This window comes from Paludibacillus litoralis (assembly GCF_037646705.1).
GTDB lineage: Bacteria > Pseudomonadota > Alphaproteobacteria > Rhodobacterales > Rhodobacteraceae > Pikeienuella > Pikeienuella litoralis.
In genome coordinates this window covers 438662-458171 of sequence record NZ_JBBHER010000002.1, presented here as the reverse complement: position 1 = coordinate 458171, position 19510 = coordinate 438662, and the positions used below count along the sequence as shown (strand labels likewise).

General features: G+C 69.5%; 15 protein-coding genes and 1 tRNA gene. 10 read left to right on the top strand and 6 right to left on the bottom strand.

Annotated elements, in window-relative coordinates; genetic code table 11:
* Window positions 1-58: 58 nt before the first annotated feature.
* Window positions 59-853 (bottom strand): SAM-dependent methyltransferase, encoded by a 795-nt coding sequence (locus WG921_RS03145; RefSeq protein ID WP_340107745.1) that lies wholly within the window; start codon window positions 851-853, stop codon window positions 59-61.
* A 646-nt stretch (window positions 854-1499) separates the two neighbouring features.
* Window positions 1500-2252, bottom strand: a complete 753-nt coding sequence (locus WG921_RS03140; protein WP_340107744.1) for a hypothetical protein — start codon at window positions 2250-2252, stop codon at window positions 1500-1502.
* Window positions 2253-2441: 189 nt separating this feature from the next.
* Between WG921_RS03140 and WG921_RS03135 the strand changes: the two genes are divergently transcribed.
* Both WG921_RS03135 and WG921_RS03130 read left to right on the top strand, forming a co-directional pair.
* Window positions 2442-2867 (top strand): DUF4864 domain-containing protein, encoded by a 426-nt coding sequence (locus WG921_RS03135; protein WP_340107743.1) that lies wholly within the window; start codon window positions 2442-2444, stop codon window positions 2865-2867.
* Between the two features lie 262 nt (window positions 2868-3129).
* Window positions 3130-3702, top strand: coding sequence for an NADPH-dependent FMN reductase (locus tag WG921_RS03130; RefSeq protein WP_340107742.1), 573 nt, complete (start codon window positions 3130-3132; stop codon window positions 3700-3702).
* 16 nt (window positions 3703-3718) lie between these two features.
* Here WG921_RS03130 and uvrB read toward each other — a convergent pair whose 3' ends face one another.
* Window positions 3719-5905, bottom strand: a complete 2187-nt coding sequence (gene uvrB / locus WG921_RS03125) for an excinuclease ABC subunit UvrB (RefSeq protein ID WP_340107741.1) — start codon at window positions 5903-5905, stop codon at window positions 3719-3721.
* Between the two features lie 146 nt (window positions 5906-6051).
* On the opposite strand from uvrB, the gene WG921_RS03120 reads away from it, so the two are divergent.
* Entirely contained in the window at window positions 6052-6360 is a 309-nt protein-coding gene (locus tag WG921_RS03120; protein WP_340107740.1) for an ETC complex I subunit, read from the top strand.
* 73 nt (window positions 6361-6433) lie between these two features.
* Window positions 6434-6510 (top strand) — tRNA-Arg (locus WG921_RS03115).
* Window positions 6511-6596: 86 nt separating this feature from the next.
* On the opposite strand, the gene WG921_RS03110 is transcribed toward WG921_RS03115, so the two are convergent.
* Window positions 6597-7649, bottom strand: a complete 1053-nt coding sequence (locus WG921_RS03110; RefSeq protein WP_340107739.1) for an acyltransferase family protein — start codon at window positions 7647-7649, stop codon at window positions 6597-6599.
* A gap of 483 nt (window positions 7650-8132) precedes the next feature.
* On the opposite strand from WG921_RS03110, the gene WG921_RS03105 reads away from it, so the two are divergent.
* Window positions 8133-8507: a YbaN family protein gene (locus WG921_RS03105; protein WP_340107738.1), complete on the top strand. Its 375-nt coding sequence runs from the start codon at window positions 8133-8135 to the stop codon at window positions 8505-8507.
* A gap of 7 nt (window positions 8508-8514) precedes the next feature.
* Here the strand turns inward: WG921_RS03105 and mutS are convergent, their stop codons facing one another.
* Entirely contained in the window at window positions 8515-11130 is a 2616-nt protein-coding gene (gene mutS / locus WG921_RS03100) for a DNA mismatch repair protein MutS (RefSeq protein WP_340108004.1), read from the bottom strand.
* Window positions 11131-11238: 108 nt separating this feature from the next.
* Between mutS and WG921_RS03095 the strand changes: the two genes are divergently transcribed.
* From WG921_RS03095 to WG921_RS03085, 3 genes are all read left to right on the top strand, one after another.
* Complete coding sequence (locus tag WG921_RS03095) at window positions 11239-11697, top strand: GNAT family N-acetyltransferase (RefSeq protein ID WP_340107737.1); 459 nt, start codon at window positions 11239-11241, stop codon at window positions 11695-11697.
* Window positions 11698-11898: 201 nt separating this feature from the next.
* Window positions 11899-13074 carry a type III PLP-dependent enzyme gene (locus WG921_RS03090; protein WP_340107736.1) on the top strand — a complete coding sequence of 392 codons (1176 nt, stop codon included), beginning with the start codon at window positions 11899-11901 and terminating at the stop codon, window positions 13072-13074.
* 172 nt (window positions 13075-13246) lie between these two features.
* On the top strand, window positions 13247-14506 hold the full coding sequence (locus WG921_RS03085; RefSeq protein ID WP_340107735.1) for a ScyD/ScyE family protein: 1260 nt from the start codon (window positions 13247-13249) through the stop codon (window positions 14504-14506).
* 12 nt (window positions 14507-14518) lie between these two features.
* Here the strand turns inward: WG921_RS03085 and hrpB are convergent, their stop codons facing one another.
* Window positions 14519-17020: an ATP-dependent helicase HrpB gene (gene hrpB, locus WG921_RS03080; RefSeq protein ID WP_340107734.1), complete on the bottom strand. Its 2502-nt coding sequence runs from the start codon at window positions 17018-17020 to the stop codon at window positions 14519-14521.
* 106 nt (window positions 17021-17126) lie between these two features.
* Here hrpB and meaB point away from each other — a divergent pair, with 106 nt between their 5' ends.
* Complete coding sequence (meaB, locus tag WG921_RS03075) at window positions 17127-18149, top strand: methylmalonyl Co-A mutase-associated GTPase MeaB (RefSeq protein ID WP_340107733.1); 1023 nt, start codon at window positions 17127-17129, stop codon at window positions 18147-18149.
* Window positions 18150-18155: 6 nt separating this feature from the next.
* On the top strand, window positions 18156-19421 hold the full coding sequence (locus WG921_RS03070) for an MFS transporter (protein WP_340107732.1): 1266 nt from the start codon (window positions 18156-18158) through the stop codon (window positions 19419-19421).
* Window positions 19422-19510 lie beyond the last annotated feature (89 nt).

The following is a 19510-nucleotide window of genomic DNA, read 5'->3' as shown; positions in this document are numbered from 1 at the left end:
CATGGTCATCTCCGACCGGGGTTCGGGCGGGAGGCGAAACGGCCTCGCGGAGCGCCGATCATGTCGGGCGCCGATCCGGCTTTCCGCCCATGAAGCCGGACGCCGGCGCCTCTTCGACGGAGCGCAGGCCAGTGTCGCCGAAATTCAGGGTGAATCTGTCGGGCGGGGCCGCCTCGTCCCGCCGAAGGCTCACCTCCAGCCGCCCGCCGCACAGCCGCGCGCTTTCGAGACGGGCCTCCTTTCCGGCCAGTTCGGCGGTTCCGGAGACCTCCTGATATTTTTGCCGGAGGTCGACGCGGCACCGCGCGCCGTCCGCTCTCTCCCATTCCCAGACGCCCGCGACCCGGGCCGGCGCGATCCATTTGTAAAGGCTTGCGTCGCCCAGCCTGAGCCAGTCGTCCGCCTTCCAGTCGCCCATGCCGAAGGCGTGTGAAACGATGCGGGCGCCCGGGCGCAACTCGCTCAGGAGGCGGGGGCGCAGCGCCGTGTTGACCGATTCCAGAAGATAGAGCGTGACGACGGTCGCTTCGCTGAAGTCGACATCGAAGATGTCCTCCTCGATGAAATCGACGAACCGCTCGACGCCCGCCGATCCGGCCTCCTCCATGGCGTCCGCGATGCGCCGCGGATCGATCTCGACGCCGACGCCGCGCGCGCCCCGATCTCTCGCGGCGGCGATCACGATGCGGCCGTCGCCTGACCCCAGATCAAAAAGCGCGTCCTTCGGGCCGACGCCGGCGAGGTCCAGCATCGCCTCCACCACGGCCTCTTCAGTAGGCACGAACGGGACATTCAGGAATATTTCCGGGTCCGAGGAATAGTTGTCGATATCGTCAAGAAAATCTCTAAACAACGAAATTTCCATCGATATAAGACTTGAAAACTCGCTCGACGCTCATTTGCGATATCTCCGGCAGGACACGCTCCAATCCTTGCTCATGATTGCGGGCTTATAGAACGGGGCGAGCGAACGGGGCAAGGATCTGCGCGCGTCGCTTTGGTCGATCACCTGCAATGATGCGGTATTCGGCGCGCGCGGCGCGATGAACGGTGAACCGGAGCGGCTCCGCCGGGATGAGGAGGGCCCGGCGCGCCCCACACGACGCCGGACCCTCTCTGGCGCCGCGGACGGGGCGACACAACACACCCCGCGAGCGGCTCGGAGTCGCTTTCCCCCAGCGCCTCCCCCACCTGACTGGACGCAAGGCGCGTGCCAAAACCATTGCGGGCAGATCCGGCGATTGCGCCACTTCAACGTGCGCGGGCTAATCGGTTGTATTTGATGAAAAACATTATCTATACGCGAACAAGGCGCGATCGGCCGCTGGCCGCGCCCGCCGCTTCGCAATTCGCGAATCCTTCTCGGTTCGCAATGGCGGAATGCGACTCTTCCCGGCCATGCGCGCTGAGCGGCCCCCGGGGGTCCCCGCCCGGTCCCGGCGTCCGGTCGGGCCGCCCGGCGCAGGCGAGAGCGGCGGCCTCCGACCGACGATCGCGCGTCAGAACAGCGACCAGAGCGTCACCGAAACCTCATAACCCGGCGAGATTCCGCGCGTCAGCACGTCCCGCGCGACGCCGATCAGAAGGGTCTTTTCGCCGAAGATCCGCCGCCCGACCGAGACCTGCGCCTTGAGGAGATCGAAATCGACGCCGCCGAACGCGGCGTTGCGGAGGCCGTAGGTTCCGAAAACCTGGGTCATCAGAACCCAGTCCTCATCCGGGCGGGCGCCGAAGGTGAGGTCCAGCCGGAGCTCGTCCGCCCGGTCTCCGATGAACTTGGCGAAGCCGAACGCGCCGTCGATCCAGCCGAGGCCGAGCGGCGTCTCCACCCCGCGGCCATAGAGCGCCAGCGCCCGGATCTCCTTCGAATCGTCCCCGCCGGGCGCCGCCGGCGAGGCGAGGTCCGAGAGCGGCCAGTCGCCGCCGATCTCCACCGAGAAGACGTCGCTCTCGCCCTTGGCGAGCCGGGCGCGCAGGAATCCGCCGATCCATCCGTCCTGCGCGCCATAGCCGACATCGTCGAGCCGCAACCCCTGGTCGAGATCGGCCCCGATGGTCACCACGTCGCTCAGCCCGTATTCGACATAGAGGCCGAGAGACGCCTTGGCGAAGTCGACGGAGGACGAGGTGGACACGTCGGTGGAGAAATAGCGCACGGACTGGGCGGCGAATCCCTCGCCCTCGGCGCGCGTCCACGCGCCGGCGGCGGCGTCGCCCCCCGCGAGAAGCTCCGCGAGGAGCACCGCCGCCACGCTCAAAAACCCGCGCCACGCCATTGGCCCATGGGCCGCGAACATGGTTAACAAATCGTAAAGGCGAGACGAAATCGGGGCGCGGCGCGGCGCATTTTCGCAAGCCGGCGCCGCGCCCTCCCCGTGTGACTCTCGTCACTTGCCTTCCCGCCGCATCAAGCCATCTTCCACCCAGGAAAGGAGATCGCCATGACGCGTTTCGCCGTCGCTCTCGTCGCCGCTTCGCTTTCGCTCGGCGCGCTCATCGGCCCCGCGGCCGCGCAATCGGTTGAGGACGCCGCCGGGATAGAGGCCACGATCCACGCACAGATCCAGGCGATGCGGGCCGATGACTGGGCCGGGGCCTTCGCCTACGCCTCGCCCGCGATCCAGGGGCTGTTCCGCGACCCCGAGGGTTTCAGCCGCATGGTGACGACCGGCTATCCGATGGTCTGGCGGCCGAGAAACGTCACCACCGGCGCGCTGACCCAGACCCCGCGCGGCCTGCAGCAGACGATGCTGTTCGAGGATCGCCAGGGGCGGCTCTTCATCGCGGACTATCTGATGCAGCTGGTGGACGGCGCATGGCGGATCAACGGCGTCGCCATCCGCCCCGCGCCGGCTGAAAGCGTCTGACGCCGTTTACCTCGCCCTAACCGGGACGGGGTCATGTGGAGGCGGGCGGCGGACGGCTCGGCATGTCGAGCCAACCTCCTCTCCGCCGCCCGTCTCCACATGACCCTCGGCGCGCGCGCCGAACGGCCGGGCCGGCCATCTCCGGGCGCCGCCGGACCGGCCCGCCGGCTGGACAAGCGCCCCGTCTTTTGAGACCACTTTCCGCCTGAGACCGCTTGGCGCCGGACGCGCGGGCGCTGTTCAGATTCAGAGGAGAACGCCGATGTCACCCAGGCTCCATATCGTGATCTGTTCGACCCGGCCCGGGCGGGTCGGCCCGTCCGTCGCGCGCTGGTTTCAGCGATTCGCCGAAAACCATGGCGAGTTCGACGCCCGGCTCGTCGATCTCGCGGATTTCAATCTGCCGGTTTACGACGAGCCGTTTCACCCGGCGCAGCAAAAATACCAGAACCCGCACACCAAGGCCTGGTCGGAGAGCGTCGCCGCCGCGGACGCTTATGTATTCGTGACCCCGGAATACAATTACAGCCCGCCGCCGTCGCTGGTGAACGCGCTGAACTACGTTTACCGGGAGTGGAATTACAAACCGTGCGGCTTCGTCAGCTATGGCGGCGTCTCGGGCGGCCTGCGCGCGGCGCAGGCGGCCAAGTTGCAGATCACGACGCTGAAAATGATGCCGATGATGGAGGGCGTCATGGTGCAGATGGTCTCCAACCTGATCGGCGAGGACGGCGAATTCCACCCGACCGAGCCGATCGACAGGTCCGCCGCCACGCTGCTCGACGAATTGCTGCGCTGGACGCTCGGCCTCAAGGCCATGCGCGAGGCCGGCTGAGGGCGGCGGCGCTCTCTCAGGTGGACTGGCTCTTGCCGCGATAGGTGCGCGTGCCCGCCTTGCCGGAATGGGAGCGCCCGCGCGGGGCGCCGGGCGTGCGCGCGGCCTCCGAGGCCGCCGCCACCGCCGATTGCCGCGCCATCGGATCGTCGGCGATGGCCAGCTCCACCGCCTCGAGCCGCCGCAGCTCGTCCCGGAGCCGCGCCGCCTCCTCGAATTCGAGATTCTCCGCCGCGCTCAGCATGTCCTTGCGCAGCCCGTCGAGATGGGCCTTCAGATTCCCGCCGACCAGGCCTTTCACGCCCGTCGCCTCCGGCGTCACATGGTCCCGCTCATAGACGCCGCTCAGGATATCGCCGATATTCTTCTTGATGCTCGCCGGGGTGATCCCGTGCGCCTCGTTATAGGCCACCTGCTTTTCGCGGCGCCGGTCGGTCTCCCCGATCGCCCGCTCCATCGAGCCGGTGATCCGGTCCGCATACATGATCACCTTGCCGTCGACGTTCCGCGCGGCCCGGCCGATGGTCTGGATCAGCGAGGTCTCCGAGCGGAGGAAGCCCTCCTTGTCCGCATCCAGAATCGCGACCAGCGCGCATTCGGGAATATCCAGCCCCTCCCTGAGAAGGTTGATCCCGACCAGAACGTCGAACGCGCCGAGCCGAAGATCGCGCAGGATCTCGATCCGCTCCAGCGTGTCGATATCGGAATGCATGTAGCGGACGCGCACGCCCTGCTCATGCAGATATTCGGTCAGATCCTCCGCCATCCGCTTGGTCAGCACGGTGACGAGCGCGCGGTACCCCTCTTTCGAGACCCGCCGCACCTCGTCCAGCAGATCGTCGACCTGGGCGGTCACCGGGCGCACCTCCACCGGCGGGTCGATCAGCCCGGTCGGCCGGATGATCTGTTCGGTGAAGACGCCGCCCGTCCGCTCCAGCTCCCAGCGGCCCGGCGTCGCCGAAAGGAAGATCGATTGCGGGCGCATCGCGTCCCATTCCTCGAATTTCAGCGGCCGGTTGTCCATGCAGCTCGGAAGACGGAAGCCATGTTCGGCCAGCGTCGATTTCCGCCGGTAGTCGCCCTTGTACATGGCGCCGAGCTGGGGCACCGAGACATGGCTCTCATCGGCGAAGACGAGGGCGTTGTCGGGGATGTATTCGAACAGCGTCGGCGGCGGCTCGCCCGGTTTGCGCCCGGTGAGATAGCGCGAATAATTCTCGATCCCCGCGCAGGAGCCCGTGGCCTCCATCATCTCGAGGTCGAAATTGGTCCGCTGCTCGAGGCGCTGCGCCTCCAGAAGCCGCCCTTCCTCCCTGAACTGGGCGAGCCGGTGCGCCAGCTCCACCTTGATCTGCTTGATCGCCTGATTCAGCGTCGGGCGCGGCGTCACGTAATGCGAATTGGCGTAGATCCGCACCCGGTCCAGCGCGCCGGTCCGCTCCCCGGTCAGCGGGTCGAATTCGCTGATCGCCTCCAGCTCGTCGCCGAAAAACGCGAAGCGAAGCGCCCGGTCCTCCATATGCGCCGGCCAGAGGTCGAGCGTGTCGCCCTTCACCCGGAAGGAGCCGCGCTGAAAGGCCGCGTCGTTGCGCTTGTATTGCTGCGCCACCAGCTCGCGGATCACGTCGCGCTGGACGTAGCTCTCCCCCGCCCGCAGGTCCTGCATCATCGCGCCATAGGTCTCGACCGCGCCGATGCCGTAGATGCAGGAGACCGAAGCGACGATGATCACATCGTCCCGCTCCAGCAGCGCGCGGGTCGCGGAGTGGCGCATCCGGTCGATCTGCTCGTTGATCTGCGCCTCCTTCTCGATATAGGTGTCCGAGCGGGCGACATAGGCTTCCGGCTGATAGTAATCGTAATAGGATACGAAATACTCGACCGCGTTATTCGGAAAGAACGACTTGAACTCTCCATAAAGCTGCGCCGCCAGCGTCTTGTTCGGCGCGAGGATCAGCGCCGGCCGCTGCGTCGCCTCGATCACCTTCGCCATGGTGTAGGTCTTGCCGGTGCCGGTCGCGCCGAGGAGAACCTGGTCCTGCTCGCCGGCCTCCACCCCCGCCGTCAGCTCCGCGATCGCCGCCGGCTGGTCGCCCGCCGGGGTGAACTCCGTCTCCATGACGATCTTCACGCCGCCTTCGAGCTTGTCGCGAAGCGGGGGCTGGGCGGTCGAGACGAGCGTGTCTGCCATATCTGCGGTCATGGGCGCGGCCTTTCCTCAGCGTGACAGTTAGGCGCGACAGCCGGGTGCGGCAACAGCGCGCGCGCCGCTCCGCGCGCCCGATCGCCTTGCGCCCCGGCCGACGATCCGACATAAACTCGGGCGACATCAATTCGCTCGAGGACGCCATGCTCGCCCGTATTTATCAACCCGCCCGCAACGCCATGCAAGCAGGTAAGGCGCGGACCGACTGGGTGCTGGAGTTCGACCCCGCCGAGGCGAAGCGGATCGACCCGCTGATGGGCTGGACCGGCTCCGGCGACATGCGCCGCCAGGTCCGGATGAAGTTTCCGACGAAAGAGGCCGCCGTCGCCTACGCGGAGGGGCGCGGCCTCCCCTATCAGGTGGAGAACCCGAAGCGCGGCCGGCATATCATAAAGCCCGGCGGCTACGGCGGAAACTACGCCTATAACCGGCGCGGCGCCTGGACCCACTGACCCGGCCCGCGCGCGTGAACGACGACCGCCGGCCCCGGCCTTCGCCGCCCGGGTCCGCCGATGGATCAAGTCCGGCCCCGTAGCTCAACCGGATAGAGCAAGGACCTTCTAAGTCCGAGGTTGCAGGTTCGAGTCCTGCCGGGGCCGCCAGCTTGCGATTTTCCCCCTGTTTATCAATGCGCTTTCGAGTTTGCGCGGGTGTTTTGCGAGCTGTGGCCCCGCCAAACCGCAGCCCGTCAATGGCCCGTCAACCTCCGCCGTAGCGGGTGCAGCGGCTTTTCGAGCCAGCGATAGGACGCCGCCGCGAACGTGATGGAGAGCGCAGCCGCCGCCGCGATCAGCAGCGGATCTCCTGACGCCGCGACGCCGTTATAGATCAGGGCCGAGATGATCACATAGTGGACCAGGTAGATCGTATAGGACCACTGCCCGATCCGGCGCAGCGCAGGCCAGTTCAGAGGACGAAACCAGGGGTCGGCCGGATTCGTGACCGCGTAATGGAAGATCGGCATCAAGGCCAACCCCTGGAGGCTGTATCGCAGGATGGAGCGGAAAGCCGGGTCGCGGATCAGAAGGCAGGCCAGCGACACGACGAGGCCGACGGCGAGCCACCCCACGCGGGCGACGACGCCGGGGCGGAATATCCTGGCCGCATACCCGCGCCACGTCAGCAGCGCGAGAAGGCATCCATAGAGCAGGCTGTCAAACCGCGTATCGGTGGAGATGTAGATCGTCCACTCATCGGAGCCGAACCAGGCGTAGCGGACGCCGCGCCAGATCAGGATCGCAACAAGCAGAGCCACCTGGTGGCGAACGCCGAAGCGGCCGGCGGCGAGAAGGATGAACAGCGCCGGCCAGACCAGGTAAAAATGCTCCTCGACGGCGAGAGACCACAGGACGTTGAGCCCCGTCGCCGTCTCGACGCCGGCGTCGGTGAGAGAAAAGTAGTTATAGAAGAAGAATATCTGGCTCATGGTCGTCATGAAGTCCGGGCGCCCATCGACAACACCCAGAAAGACAAGCAGAGAGCTGACACATATGGTCATGAGTATTGGCGGCCCAAGGCGCAGGACGCGGCGAAGGTAAAACGCCTCCAGCGATATGGAGCCGTAGCGGCCCCACTCCCGCGCCAGAAGCGTCGTGATCAGATATCCGGACAAGAAAAAAAAGACCGTGACGCCGAAGCCGCCCGGGATGATATATCCGTATCCCGCATGGGCTATGAATACTATAGAGATTGATACAGCCCTCAATCCATCTATTGATGGAATATTAAATTCTTCTTTCATTATTTATTAAATCCGATAACTTTTGACTATTTCATATCCCCTCCGCCTACTTTCATGTGAAAAGTATATATCGCAAGATAATATATCTTACCACTTTACCTATTTGACATATTTGCACGACTATCACATATCTATTCGACTCTTATTTACGATATGTCATATATCGCTGGACATTTTCATGGCTATGATTTCATGAGACCATGTCCACCGAATGGAGTGCGGGCGTCTCCACCATGGCTTATTTCAGATCGTGGCGGAGCATCGGCCGGCCAGACGGCGGATCAATCATCCGCCGATACGCGACCGGCGCGGACCATGGCTTCCGATCCGGCCTCCAACCTATTGATGCTCCTTGTGGGGCAATGGGTGGCAACGGGCGGAGGTTCTTGTTATGTGGCGGGGGATTAGCCTGGATTTGGGCGCTCCCGCCGGGGGCGCGGAAGGCGCTTGCGCGGGGGGCGCGCCGAAGCCGGAGCGCGCGTCATGAGAAGGGGTTTCTGGTTCGTCGTCGGCTGTCTCGCCCTCGCTCTCGGGGCGGTCGGCGCGGTGTTGCCGGTCATGCCGACGGTCCCGTTCCTCATCCTGGCCGCATTTGCGTTCGCGCGCTCGTCGCAGCGGTTCTATCGCTGGCTGCTCGACCATCCCGCCTTCGGCCCGCCGATCGCGGACTGGCGCGCGCATGGCGCGATCCGGCGCCGGGTGAAATGGATCTCCACCCTCTCCATCGCGGCGGCGATCATCCCCGCGGTGGTTCTCGCGCTCCCGCTCTGGCTGATCGCCGCGGAAGCCGCGATCCTCTCCTGCGTCCTCGTGTTCATCTGGACCCGGCCCGAGGGGCCCCGCTGCGGGAAGGCCTGAGGCGCGCTCAGCTCCCGGCGGCCGCCTTCAGGCGATAAAGCGCCTCCAGCGCCTCGCGGGGCGTGAGATCGTCCGGTGAAATCTCCGCCAGCGCCGCCTCGAGCGGCGACGGCCCGCTCGGCGCGGGGGCCGGGGCGGGGCGGGCGGCGAACAGCGGCAGATCGTCGATCAGCCGCGCGGCCTTCGCGCCGCCGTCCCGCTCGCCCGCCTCCAGCATTTCGAGAACGGCGCGCGCCCGCGCGACCACCGGCGCCGGCAGACCCGCCAGCCGCGCCACCTGCACGCCGTAGGAGCGGTCGGCGGCGCCGGGGCGCACCTCATGCAGGAAGACCGCCTCGCCCTCCCATTCGCGCACCGCCATCGTCGCGTTGGCGAGCGAGGAGAGCCGCGCCGAGAGCGCCGTCAGCTCATGGTAATGCGTCGCGAACAGCCCGCGGCAGCGGTTCACGTCATGGAGATGCTCCAGAACCGCCCAGGCGATGGAGAGCCCGTCATAGGTGGCGGTGCCGCGCCCGATCTCATCGAGAATCACCAGCGCGCCCGGCCCCGCCTGATTGAGGATCGCCGCCGTCTCGACCATCTCCACCATGAAGGTGGAGCGCCCCCGCGCCAGATCGTCCGCCGCGCCGACGCGGCTGAACAGCTGATCGACGACGCCGATCCGCGCCGCCGCCGCCGGCACCCGGCTTCCCATCTGCGCCAGCACCGCGATCAGCGCGTTCTGCCGGAGAAAGGTCGATTTCCCCGCCATGTTCGGCCCGGTCAGCAGCCAGAGCCGCGCGTTTTCGGAGAGGTCGGCGTCATTGGCGATGAAGCCGCCCTCCCCCGCCCGGCGCAGCGCCTGCTCGACCACCGGATGGCGCCCGGCCTCGATCACGAAGGCGCGCCCCTCCTCCACCACCGGGCGCGTCCAGCCTTCCTCGGCCGCCAGCGCCGCCAGCGCCGCCGCGAGGTCGATCTCCGCCAGCGCCGCCGCCGTGGCGGCGATCGCGGCCGCCGCCACGGTCACGGCCTCCCGCAGCCGGGCGAACAGGCGCTGCTCGATCTCCAGCGCGCGGCCCCCCGCCTCCAGCATCCTGGTCTGCATGTCCGAGAGCGGCCGCGTCGTGAAGCGCACCTGCCCGGCCAGCGTCTGGCGGTGGATGAACGTCTCCGAGAGCGGCGGCGACATCATCTTTTCGGCGTGGCCCGCCGGCGTCTCGACGAAATAGCCGAGCACGTTGTTGCGCCGGACCTTCAGCGCCGAGACCCCGGTCAGCTCCTGGTATTCCGCCTGCATCGCCATGATGACGGAGCGGCCCTCGTCGCGGAGCGTCCGCGCCTCGTCCAGATCGCCGTCGAACCCGGCGCGGATGAAGCCGCCGTCGCGGGCGAGAAGCGGCGGCGTCTCGACCAGCGCGCCGGAGAGCAGCGCGATCAGATCCTCATGCCCGCCGAGCGCGGCCGCGGCGTCCCTGACGATCGCGGCCTCCGCCTCGCCGAGCGCCGCCTTCAGCGCCGCCGCCTGCTCCAGCCCCGCCCGGATCGCCGCCAGATCCCGCGGCCCGCCCCGCTCCAGCGCCAGCCGGTTCAGCGCGCGCTCGATATCCGGGACCCGGCCGAGCGCGTCGCGCGCCGCGTCGCGCGCCTGCGAATCGGCGACGAACATGTCCACCCCGTCGAGCCGGCGGCGGATCTCCGCGACATCGGTCGAGGGCGCCGCCAGCCGCGCCGCCAGAAGCCGCGCGCCGGCGCCGGTCCGGGTCCGGTCGATCGCGTGGAGGAGGGACCCTTCGCGGCCGCCGGAAAGCGCGCGCATCAGCTCGAGATTGCGCCGCGTCGCGGCGTCGATCCGCATCGCGCCCGCCGTCCCCTCCCGCAGCGGCGGGCGCAGGAGCGGCAGCGCCCCCTTCTGGGTGATCTCGATATAATCGGCGACCGCGCCCAGCGCCGCCGTCTCCGCCCGGCTGAACGCGCCGAAGCCGTCGAGGCTCCCCACCCGGTAGAGCGCCTTCAGCCGCGCCGCGCCGGCCGCGCTGTCGAAGGCGGCGGCGGAAAGCCGGGTGGCGACGGCGCCGCACTCCTCGATCAGATCCGCCAGCGCAGGGTCGTCCTCCGCCGCCGGTCCGACCAGAACCTCCCGCGGCGCGAGCCGGGCGAGGAGCGGGCCGAGCCCCGCGCGGGGCGTGGCGGCGACGCGCACCTCCCCGGTGGAGAGATCGCACCAGGCCAGCGCCCCCTCGCCCCGGATCTCCGCCCACGCCGCCAGCCAGTTCGCCGCCCGCGCGTCGAGCAGCGCGTCCTCGGTCAGCGTGCCCGGCGTCACCAGCCGGGTGACGCCCCGCGCCACCACGGATTTCGCGCCGCGCTTCCTCGCCTCCGCCGGATCCTCGAGCTGTTCGCAGACCGCGACGCGGAATCCCTTGCGAATCAACGTCAGGAGATAGGCCTCGGCGGAATGGACCGGCACGCCGCACATCGCGATGTCCTCGCCGAGATGCTTGCCGCGCTTCGTCAGCGCGATGTCCAGCGCGGCGGCGGCCTGACGCGCGTCGTCGAAAAAGAGTTCGTAAAAGTCCCCCATCCGATAGAAGAGCAGCGCATCCTGATGCTCGGCCTTGATCGTCAGGTATTGCGCCATCATCGGCGTCGCGTCGGCGGGAATGTCGGGATTCTCGGTCTTCGTCACTTTGCCCTCGCTCTGCGCTCCGCCTAGCATGGCGCGACGCCGTGCAAAAGCAGGAGGAGAGAGATGCAGATCCAGCGAGCGCGCCCTGAAGACGCGGCGCCGATCCGCGCCGTCGCGGTCGCCGCATATACGCCTTATATTCATCGGATCGGACGAAAGCCCGCGCCCATGCTCGCCGACTTCGCGGCCCTGATCGCCGCCGACGAGGTCTGGGCGCTGGCGGAGTTCGCGGAGATTCTCGGCTTCATCGTCATGCGTCGATCGGCTGATTCTCTTCATATCGAGAATGTCGCCGTTCATCCGGAGCGGCATGGCGAGGGCCATGGCCGCGCGCTTCTCGATTTCGCGGAGACGGAGGCCCGCCGGCGCGGCCTCCGGCGGCTCGATCTCTACACCAACGCCGCCATGACCGAGAACCTCTCCCTCTATGCGAATCTTGGCTGGTGGGAGACCGGGAGGCGGCGCGAAGCCGGCTTCGACCGGGTCTATTTCACCAAATCCGTCTCCCCTCAGGCGGCCTGAAATCCACACTCGAAATTCATTCCGCCCGGCGCGAAAACTTTGCTTGCATTTGGCCGCGAAGCGCCTCAAATCCTGACGCACGACGCCAACGCACGCGCCTCTGGCCCGTCGAGGATTCCGGTCCTCATTCGGTTACGTAGCGACGGTAACGTCTCTTTTGGACGCCGCGCCCCGGAAGGGCGCCATCTGACGGAGATGACCATGAACGCCAACGTAGCCGGGCTCGCGCCCGTAGAGCGTATCATTGCACCCTGGAGACGGGCGGAGGCTTACGCCCGCGCCCAGGTTTTCGGCCGGCCGACGCTGGTCATCGACCTGGACGAGGTCGCCGCGCGCTATCGCGCGTTCCGCCGCGGGCTCGGCCGCGCCGTCATCCATTACGCGGTGAAGGCGAACCCGGCGCGCGAGGTCATCGCGCGGCTGGTCGAGGAGGGCGCGCATTTCGACGCCGCGTCCCGCGCCGAGATCGAGCTTTGCCTCTCCCTCGGCGCACGGCCGGAGGATGTCTCCTTCGGCAATACGGTGAAAAAGCCCGCCGACATCGCCTTCGCCTGGAGCGTCGGCGTCGGCGTCTTCGCCGCCGACGCGGATGAGGAGCTGGAGAAGATCGCCGAGAACGCGCCCGGCGCCGAGGTCTATATCCGCCTCCTGGTCGAGCGCTCGGAGGCGGACTGGCCGCTCAGCCGCAAGTTCGGCGTTCCCGCGGCCGGCGCCGCGCCGCTGCTGCGCCGCGCCCGCGAGCTTGGGTTGAAGCCGGTCGGCTTCAGCTTTCACGTCGGCTCGCAGACCCGCCGCGCCGCGATGTGGCGCTCCGCGCTCGAAGATCTCGCGCCGGTCTGGGCGGCGGCCCGCGCCGAGGGGTTCGATCTCGACCTCGTGAACATCGGCGGCGGCTTCCCCGCCTTCTACGAGGAGGAGATCGACGAGCCGGAGAGCTACGCCGCCGAGGTCATGACCATGATCGAGGCGAGCTTCCCCGGCGCGCGCAGGGTGATGGCGGAGCCCGGCCGCGGCCTCGTCGCCGAGGCCGGCGTGATCGCGGCCGAGGTCGTGCTGGTCTCGCGCCGGTCGCCGGACGACATCCATCGCTGGGTCTATCTCGACATCGGCAGGTTTTCGGGCCTCGCGGAGACCGAGGGCGAGTCGATCCGCTATCACATCGCGACCCCGCATGACGGGCTTCCGGGCGGCCCCTGCGTTCTGGCCGGGCCGAGCTGCGACAGCGCGGACGTTCTCTACGAGAAGCGCCCGATGGAGATGCCCCTGGCGCTGAAGTCCGGGGACCGGATCTTCATCCGCGCGGCCGGCGCCTATACGACGACCTACTCATCGGTCGGCTTCAACGGCTTCCCGCCGCTGGACGTGATCTGCATCTGACGCCGGGGGCGACGCGCTCTGCGGGCCGGGCCAGATTCGATGGCCCGGCCCGCAGAGATATGAAAAACATGATCCGTTAACGATTTTTACATGAACCATTAACTATTCGCTTGCGCGTTTACTTGATGAGAGTATGCCGATTACCGGCTTGATCTGATCAAAAGGAATCGCCGTGAGCATCTCTCCATCAACCGACGTCGCCCTCCTCCGGCCCCGGCTCCGGCCAGCGTCGGTCAGGCGCGCCGCAGGATATCTCCTGTCGTCCGGCGTCGCTCTGACGGCGGCGTTCGCGCTTTCCCCGCAGGCGGCGAGCGCCGCGCCGCTGGCCTACGCCCAGTCGACGGTGATGAGCGGCCTTCTCAACCCGCGCGGGCTCGTGATGGGGCCGGACGGCGCGCTCTATGTCGCCGAGGCGGGGCGCGGCGGCGACGGGCCCAGCCTCCCGGCGAATGGCGGCGCGCCGGAGAGCCGATACGGGACGACCGGCGGGATCAGCCGGCTTCTGAACGGCGTGCAGAGCCGCGTCGTCTCGGGCTTGCCGTCGCTCGCTCCGGCGGGCGGCGCGGAGGCCACCGGCCCGCAGGGCCTCGCCTTCGGCGCGAATGGCGGCCTCTACGCGACGATCGGGCTCGGGAGCGCCCCGGCGAATCGCAGCCTCCTCGCCGGTCAGCCGAATGTCGGCCTGCTCGGCACGCTCGCGGCCATCGACACCGCCGCCGGCACGGCGACGGCGTTCGCCAATCTTGCGGATTTCGAAGCCGCGAACGATCCGGGAGGAGAAGGCGCGGACAGCAACCCCTATGGCGTCGTCGCTTCTGGCTCCGGGTTTCTGGTGACCGACGCCGGCGGCAACAGCGTGATTTCGGTGGACATGACCGGCGCGATGACCGCCGTCGCGACCCTCCCGGCCGCGCCGACGCCGGCCGGCCTGCCCGGCGGGCCGTTCTATCAGGCGGTGCCGACCGGCGCCGCGATCAACGCGGACGGGGCGCTGTTCTTCGGGCAGTTGACGGGCTTTCCATTCCCGGTCGGCGGCGCGAACGTGTTCAGCCTCGACAATGGCGATCTTTCGATCGTCGCGGGCGGCCTGACCAACATCATCGACGTCGCCTTCGGCGCCGATGGAACCCTCTTCGCGCTCGAACTCGACAGCGACAGCCTCCTCGGGCCGGGAACCACCGGCGCGATCCATTCGATCGGCCTCGATGGCGCGACCGCGCTGATCTATGGCGGCATCGAAAATCCCACCGGCTTCGCCGCGGGGCGGGCCGGAGAGTTCTTCGTCTCCGTCTACGGCTCCTCGCCGACGGACGGCGCCGTCATGCGGCTGTCGCCCGTGCCGCTGCCGGCGTCGGCCGCGTTTCTGGTCTTCGCCGTCGGCCTTCTCGGCTGGGCGTCGTCGCGCGGCGCCCGCCGCCCGCGGCTGGCGTGAGGACGGGCCCGCTCAGCGCCGCGCGCGCGGCTTCGCCCGCCGCGTCGGCGCGGCGCTGAGCGGATCCTCCGGCCAGGGATGGCGCGGGTAGCGCCCGCGCATCTCCTTGCGCACATCCGCATAGGACGACCGCCAGAACCCCGGCAGATCCGCCGTCACCTGCAGCGGGCGCCCCGCCGGCGAAAGCAGCGAGACGCTGAGCGCCTCGCCCCCCGCCGTCGGATGCCGATCCAGCCCGAAGAACGCCTGCAGCGGCGCCGCGATGGCGGGCGCCGCCCCGTCGTAATCGATCCGGCAGACGCCGCCGTCCGGCGCGGTGAACGCCTCCGGCGCGACGCGGTCCACCGCCCGGCGCCCCTCATGGCCGAGCCGCGCCGAGAGGAGCGCGTGAAGATCGAGCCGGGTCAGATCCTCGAGCTTCCGGCAGCCCGGCAGATAGGGCGCGAGCCAGTCCTCCAGCTCGGCCAGCAGATCCTTCGGCGCGAGCGACGGCGCCGCCGCGCCCCGAGCCCGCGCCCATTCGCCCCGCGCCGCCAGCCGCCGCGCCGCCGGCGTCCATGGCAGCGCCTCCAGCCCGAGATCGCGTACCCCCTCGATGAGCGCCGCCGCCAGCGCCGCCTCCGGCGCCTCCGGCCATGGCCGCTCCTCCAGCGCCAGCGCGCCGAGCGTCAGCCTGCGCCGCGCGCTCACCCGTCGCTCCCGGCGGTTCCAGCGGCAGGCCGCCGTCTCCTCGATCCGGTCGGCGAACAGCGCGTCGATCTCCGCCCGCCCGATCGGCGCGGCGAGGCGGATCCGCGCCTCCGTCGCGTCGCCGTCGAGATCCGCCGCCACCAGAAACGGCTCCGCCGCCAGCGCGTCCTCCGCCGGCAGCCAGGCCCCCTTCCCGCTCGCAAGAAGATACCGCGCCGCGCCCGTCGGCCCGGCGCCCGGCCGGCGCATCGCGACCCGGTCGGGGAAGGCCCGGGCGAGCAGCGGGCCCGCCGGCGCGCGCCCGCCGCCCCGCCAGGGCGGCGGCGCGCCGACGCGCTTCGCGAGCCGCTCCGCCTCCGCCCGGATGCGGCGGAGCGCGCCCTCCGCCGCGCCCGCCCGCCCGGGCGCGGACAGCGCGTTCAGCCGCGCGCCGATATCGGCCCCGGCGCCGATCATCGGGTCCCGCGCCTCGATCAGCGCCGCCAACGCGGCGGCCGCGCCCCGCTCCCCGGCGGGCGCGCTCAGCATCATGTGCGCGAGGCGGGGATGCGCCGGCGCCGCGGCCATCGCCCGGCCATGGCCGGTGATCCGCCCCGCGCCGTCCAGCGCGCCGAGCGCGCCGAGAAGCCGGCGCGCCGCGGCGAGCCCCGCTTCGGGCGGCGGGTCGAGAAACCGGAGATCCCCCGGAGCGGCCCCCCAGTTCGCCAGATCCAGCGCGAAGGGCGCGAGATCCGCCGCCGTGATCTCCGGCGGCGCGAAGGGCGCGAACCCGGCCTCCTCCCCCCTGGTCCAGAGCCGGATGCAGAGCCCGGGCCCGAGCCGGCCCGCCCGGCCGCGGCGCTGGTCGGCCTCGGCCCGCGTCACCCGCTCCGTCACCAGCCGGGCCATGCCGGCGCCGGGGTCGAACCTCGAGCGGCGCGCCAGCCCGCCGTCGATCACCACCCGCACCCCCTCGACCGTGAGCGAGGTCTCCGCGATGGCGCTCGCCAGCACGACCTTCCGCCGGCCCGGCCCCGCGGGCGCGAGCGCCGCGCGCTGCGCCGCGAAGGACAGCGCGCCGTGCAGCGGACGGATCTCCGCCTCCACCCCCTCCAGCAGGCGAAGGGCGCGGCCGATCTCGCGCGCGCCCGGCAGGAAGATCAGGATATCGCCCTCCTCTCCGGCCAGCGCCCGGCGCGCGGCGGCGGCCGCTTCGGCCTCCACCCGGCCCGCCGCGGACCGGTCGAGCCAGCGCGTCTCGACCGGGAAGGCGCGGCCTTCGGCGTGGACCATCGGCGCCCCGTCCATCAGCGCCGCCACCGGCGCCGCGTCCAGCGTCGCCGACATCGCCACGATCCTGAGATCCGGCCGGAGCGCGCCCCGCGCCTCCCAGGCCAGCGCCAGCCCGAGGTCGGCGTGGATCGAGCGCTCGTGGAATTCGTCGAAGATCACCGCCGCCACGCCCTCGAGCGCGGGGTCGCTCTGCAGCATCCGGGTGAGGATTCCTTCGGTCAGCACCTCGATCCGGGTCCGCCGCCCGATCTTCGCCTCGCCCCGGACCCGGTAGCCGACGGTCTCGCCCACCCGCTCCCCGAGAAGGGCCGCCATCCGCTCCGCCGCCGCCCGCGCCGCCAGCCGGCGCGGCTCCAGCATCAGGATCCGCCCCTCGGCCCAGTCCGCGCCAAGAAGCGCGAGCGGGACCAGCGTCGTCTTTCCCGCCCCCGGCGGCGCGGTCAGCACCGCGCGCCCCGCGCCGGACAGCGCGCAAAGGAGCGCCGGCAGCGCGGCGGCCACCGGCAGGCCGGACGAGGCGGCGGCGAGATCGATCTGAGCGCGCGAGGTCATCGCCCCCGCCTACGCCATTTCCGCCGCCGCGCGAAGCCCGCTGGCCCCGCCATTGCCCAAGCGCCGGATTTCGGCCAGAACCGGGAGGATCACGGTGGGAGGCGGCATGAGCGCGGCGGACGATTTGCGGAAGCGGCTGGTCAGCGGCGAGAGGCGCGCCCTCGCCCAGGCGATCACATTGGTCGAATCGACCCGCGAGGACCACCGCGCGACCGCGAGAGAGTTGATCGACTCGCTCTATTCCGATTCCGGCCACACGATCCGGCTCGGCCTGACCGGCACGCCGGGCGTCGGAAAGTCCACCTTCATCGAGGCGTTCGGGCTCAAGATGATCGAGCGCGGCCTGAAGGTCGCGGTGCTCGCGGTCGATCCCTCATCGACCCGCTCGGGCGGCTCGGTCCTCGGCGACAAGACCCGGATGGAGCGGCTGAGCCGGGCGCCGGGCGCCTTCATCCGCCCCTCTCCGTCCCGCTCCGCGCTCGGCGGCGTGGCGCGGCGCACCCGCGAAGCGATCATTCTCTGCGAGGCGGCCGGTCACGATGTCGTCATCGTGGAGACGGTCGGCGTCGGCCAGTCCGAGACCATGGTCGCGGACATGACAGATCTGTTCCTCCTGCTCCTCGCCCCCGCCGGCGGCGACGAATTGCAGGGCGTGAAGCGCGGCATCATGGAGATCGCCGACCTCATCGTCGTCAACAAGGCGGATGGCGACCTGAAGGCCGCCGCCGTCCGCACCGCCGCGGATTACGCCGGCGCGCTCCGCCTGATGCGCCGCCGCGAAGGCGACCCGAAAGACGTCCCCGCCGCGATGACCGCCTCCGCCCTCACCGGCGACGGGCTGGAGAGGGTCTGGGCGCGGCTGACCGCGCTCGACGCCTATCGCCGCAAGAGCGGCTTTCACGCCGCGCGCCGCCGGGCGCAGGCCGTGCGCTGGATGCGCTTCGAGCTGGACGAGGGCCTCAAGGCCGCCTTCGCCGCCGATCCGCGCATCGCGCGCGCATTGCCGGAGGCGATCCGGCGCGTCGAAGCCGGAGACGCCGCCCCGAGCCTCGCCGCCGAAGAACTGCTGGCCCTTTTTCTCGAACCCACCAAACCTCCGGATCCGATTTCCAAACCCATGAAAGCATGAACTCCAATGCATAACGAGACCAAGGCCGCGCGGGGCGCGGACGCCCGGGATCCGGACGATATCTTCGACAGCGGCTATTCCTGGGCCCGCCTTCTGGTCACGATGCTGATCGCCATCGCCGGCGGCGTCGGCATCTGGTCCTATATCGCCGTGCTGCCCTCGGTGCAGGCTCAGTTCGACATCGGCCGGGGCGAGGCCAGCATCCCCTATGTGTTCTCCATGATCGGCTTCGCGGTCGGCAGCGTGGTCGTCGGCCGCGCGGTCGACCGGTTCGGCGTCGTCATCTCCGTCTGCTGCGCCGCAACGCTTCTCGGCCTCAGCTACGCGCTCGCCACCATCGCCCCCAATTTCGTGTTTCTGACCGCGATCCATTTCCTGATCGGCTGCGGCTCCTCGGCCAGTTTCGCCCCGGTCATGGCGGATATCTCGCACTGGTTCATGCGCCGGCGCGGCGTCGCCGTCGCGCTGACCGCGAGCGGAAACTACTTCGCCGGCGCGCTCTGGCCCTGGGCGCTCTCGGACCTTCTGGCGGACGAGGGCTGGAAGGCGGTCTATCTCGCGCTCGCGGTGATGGTGCCCGTGCTCTCGATCCCGCTCGCGCTGCTGCTCCGCCGGCGCCCGCCGGCCGGGGCCATGAACCTGGCGAGCCAGCGCGCTCAGACCGCGGCGATGACCGCCGGATTCACGCCGCGCCAGCTGCAGATCCTGCTCTGCGTCGCCGGGATCGGCTGCTGCGTCGCCATGTCGATGCCGCAGGTGCATATTATCGCCTATTGCGTCGATCTCGGCTACGGCGCCGGGGTCGGGACCCAGATGCTGTCGCTGATGCTGCTCGGCGGGGTCTGCAGCCGGATCGCGTCGGGCATGCTGTCGGACGTGATCGGCGGCGTGAAGACGCTTCTCATCGGCTCGCTCCTGCAATGCACCGCGCTCTTTCTCTATATCCCGTTCGACGGGCTCACCTCGCTCTTCGTCGTCAGCGCGATCTTCGGCCTCAGCCAGGGCGGGCTGGTCCCGTCCTATGCGATCATCGTGCGTGAATATCTGCCGCCGGCGGAAGCGGGCGCGCGGGTCGGCATCGTCATCATGTCCACGATCGTCGGCATGGCGCTCGGCGGCTGGATGTCCGGCTGGATCTACGATGTCACCGGCTCCTACGGCATGGCGTTCCTGAACGGCATCGCCTTCAACCTGATCAACCTCGCCATCGTGCTCACGCTGATCTACCGCTCGCGCCCGCACCGGCCGCGTGGAGCGCCCGCGGCGGCCTGAGCGGCGCCGCGCGGTTGAACGAAACCGGGCCCCGCCAGCGAATGGCGGGGCCCGGATGCGCGGCGGCGACGGAGAGCGGGAGGCGGCGC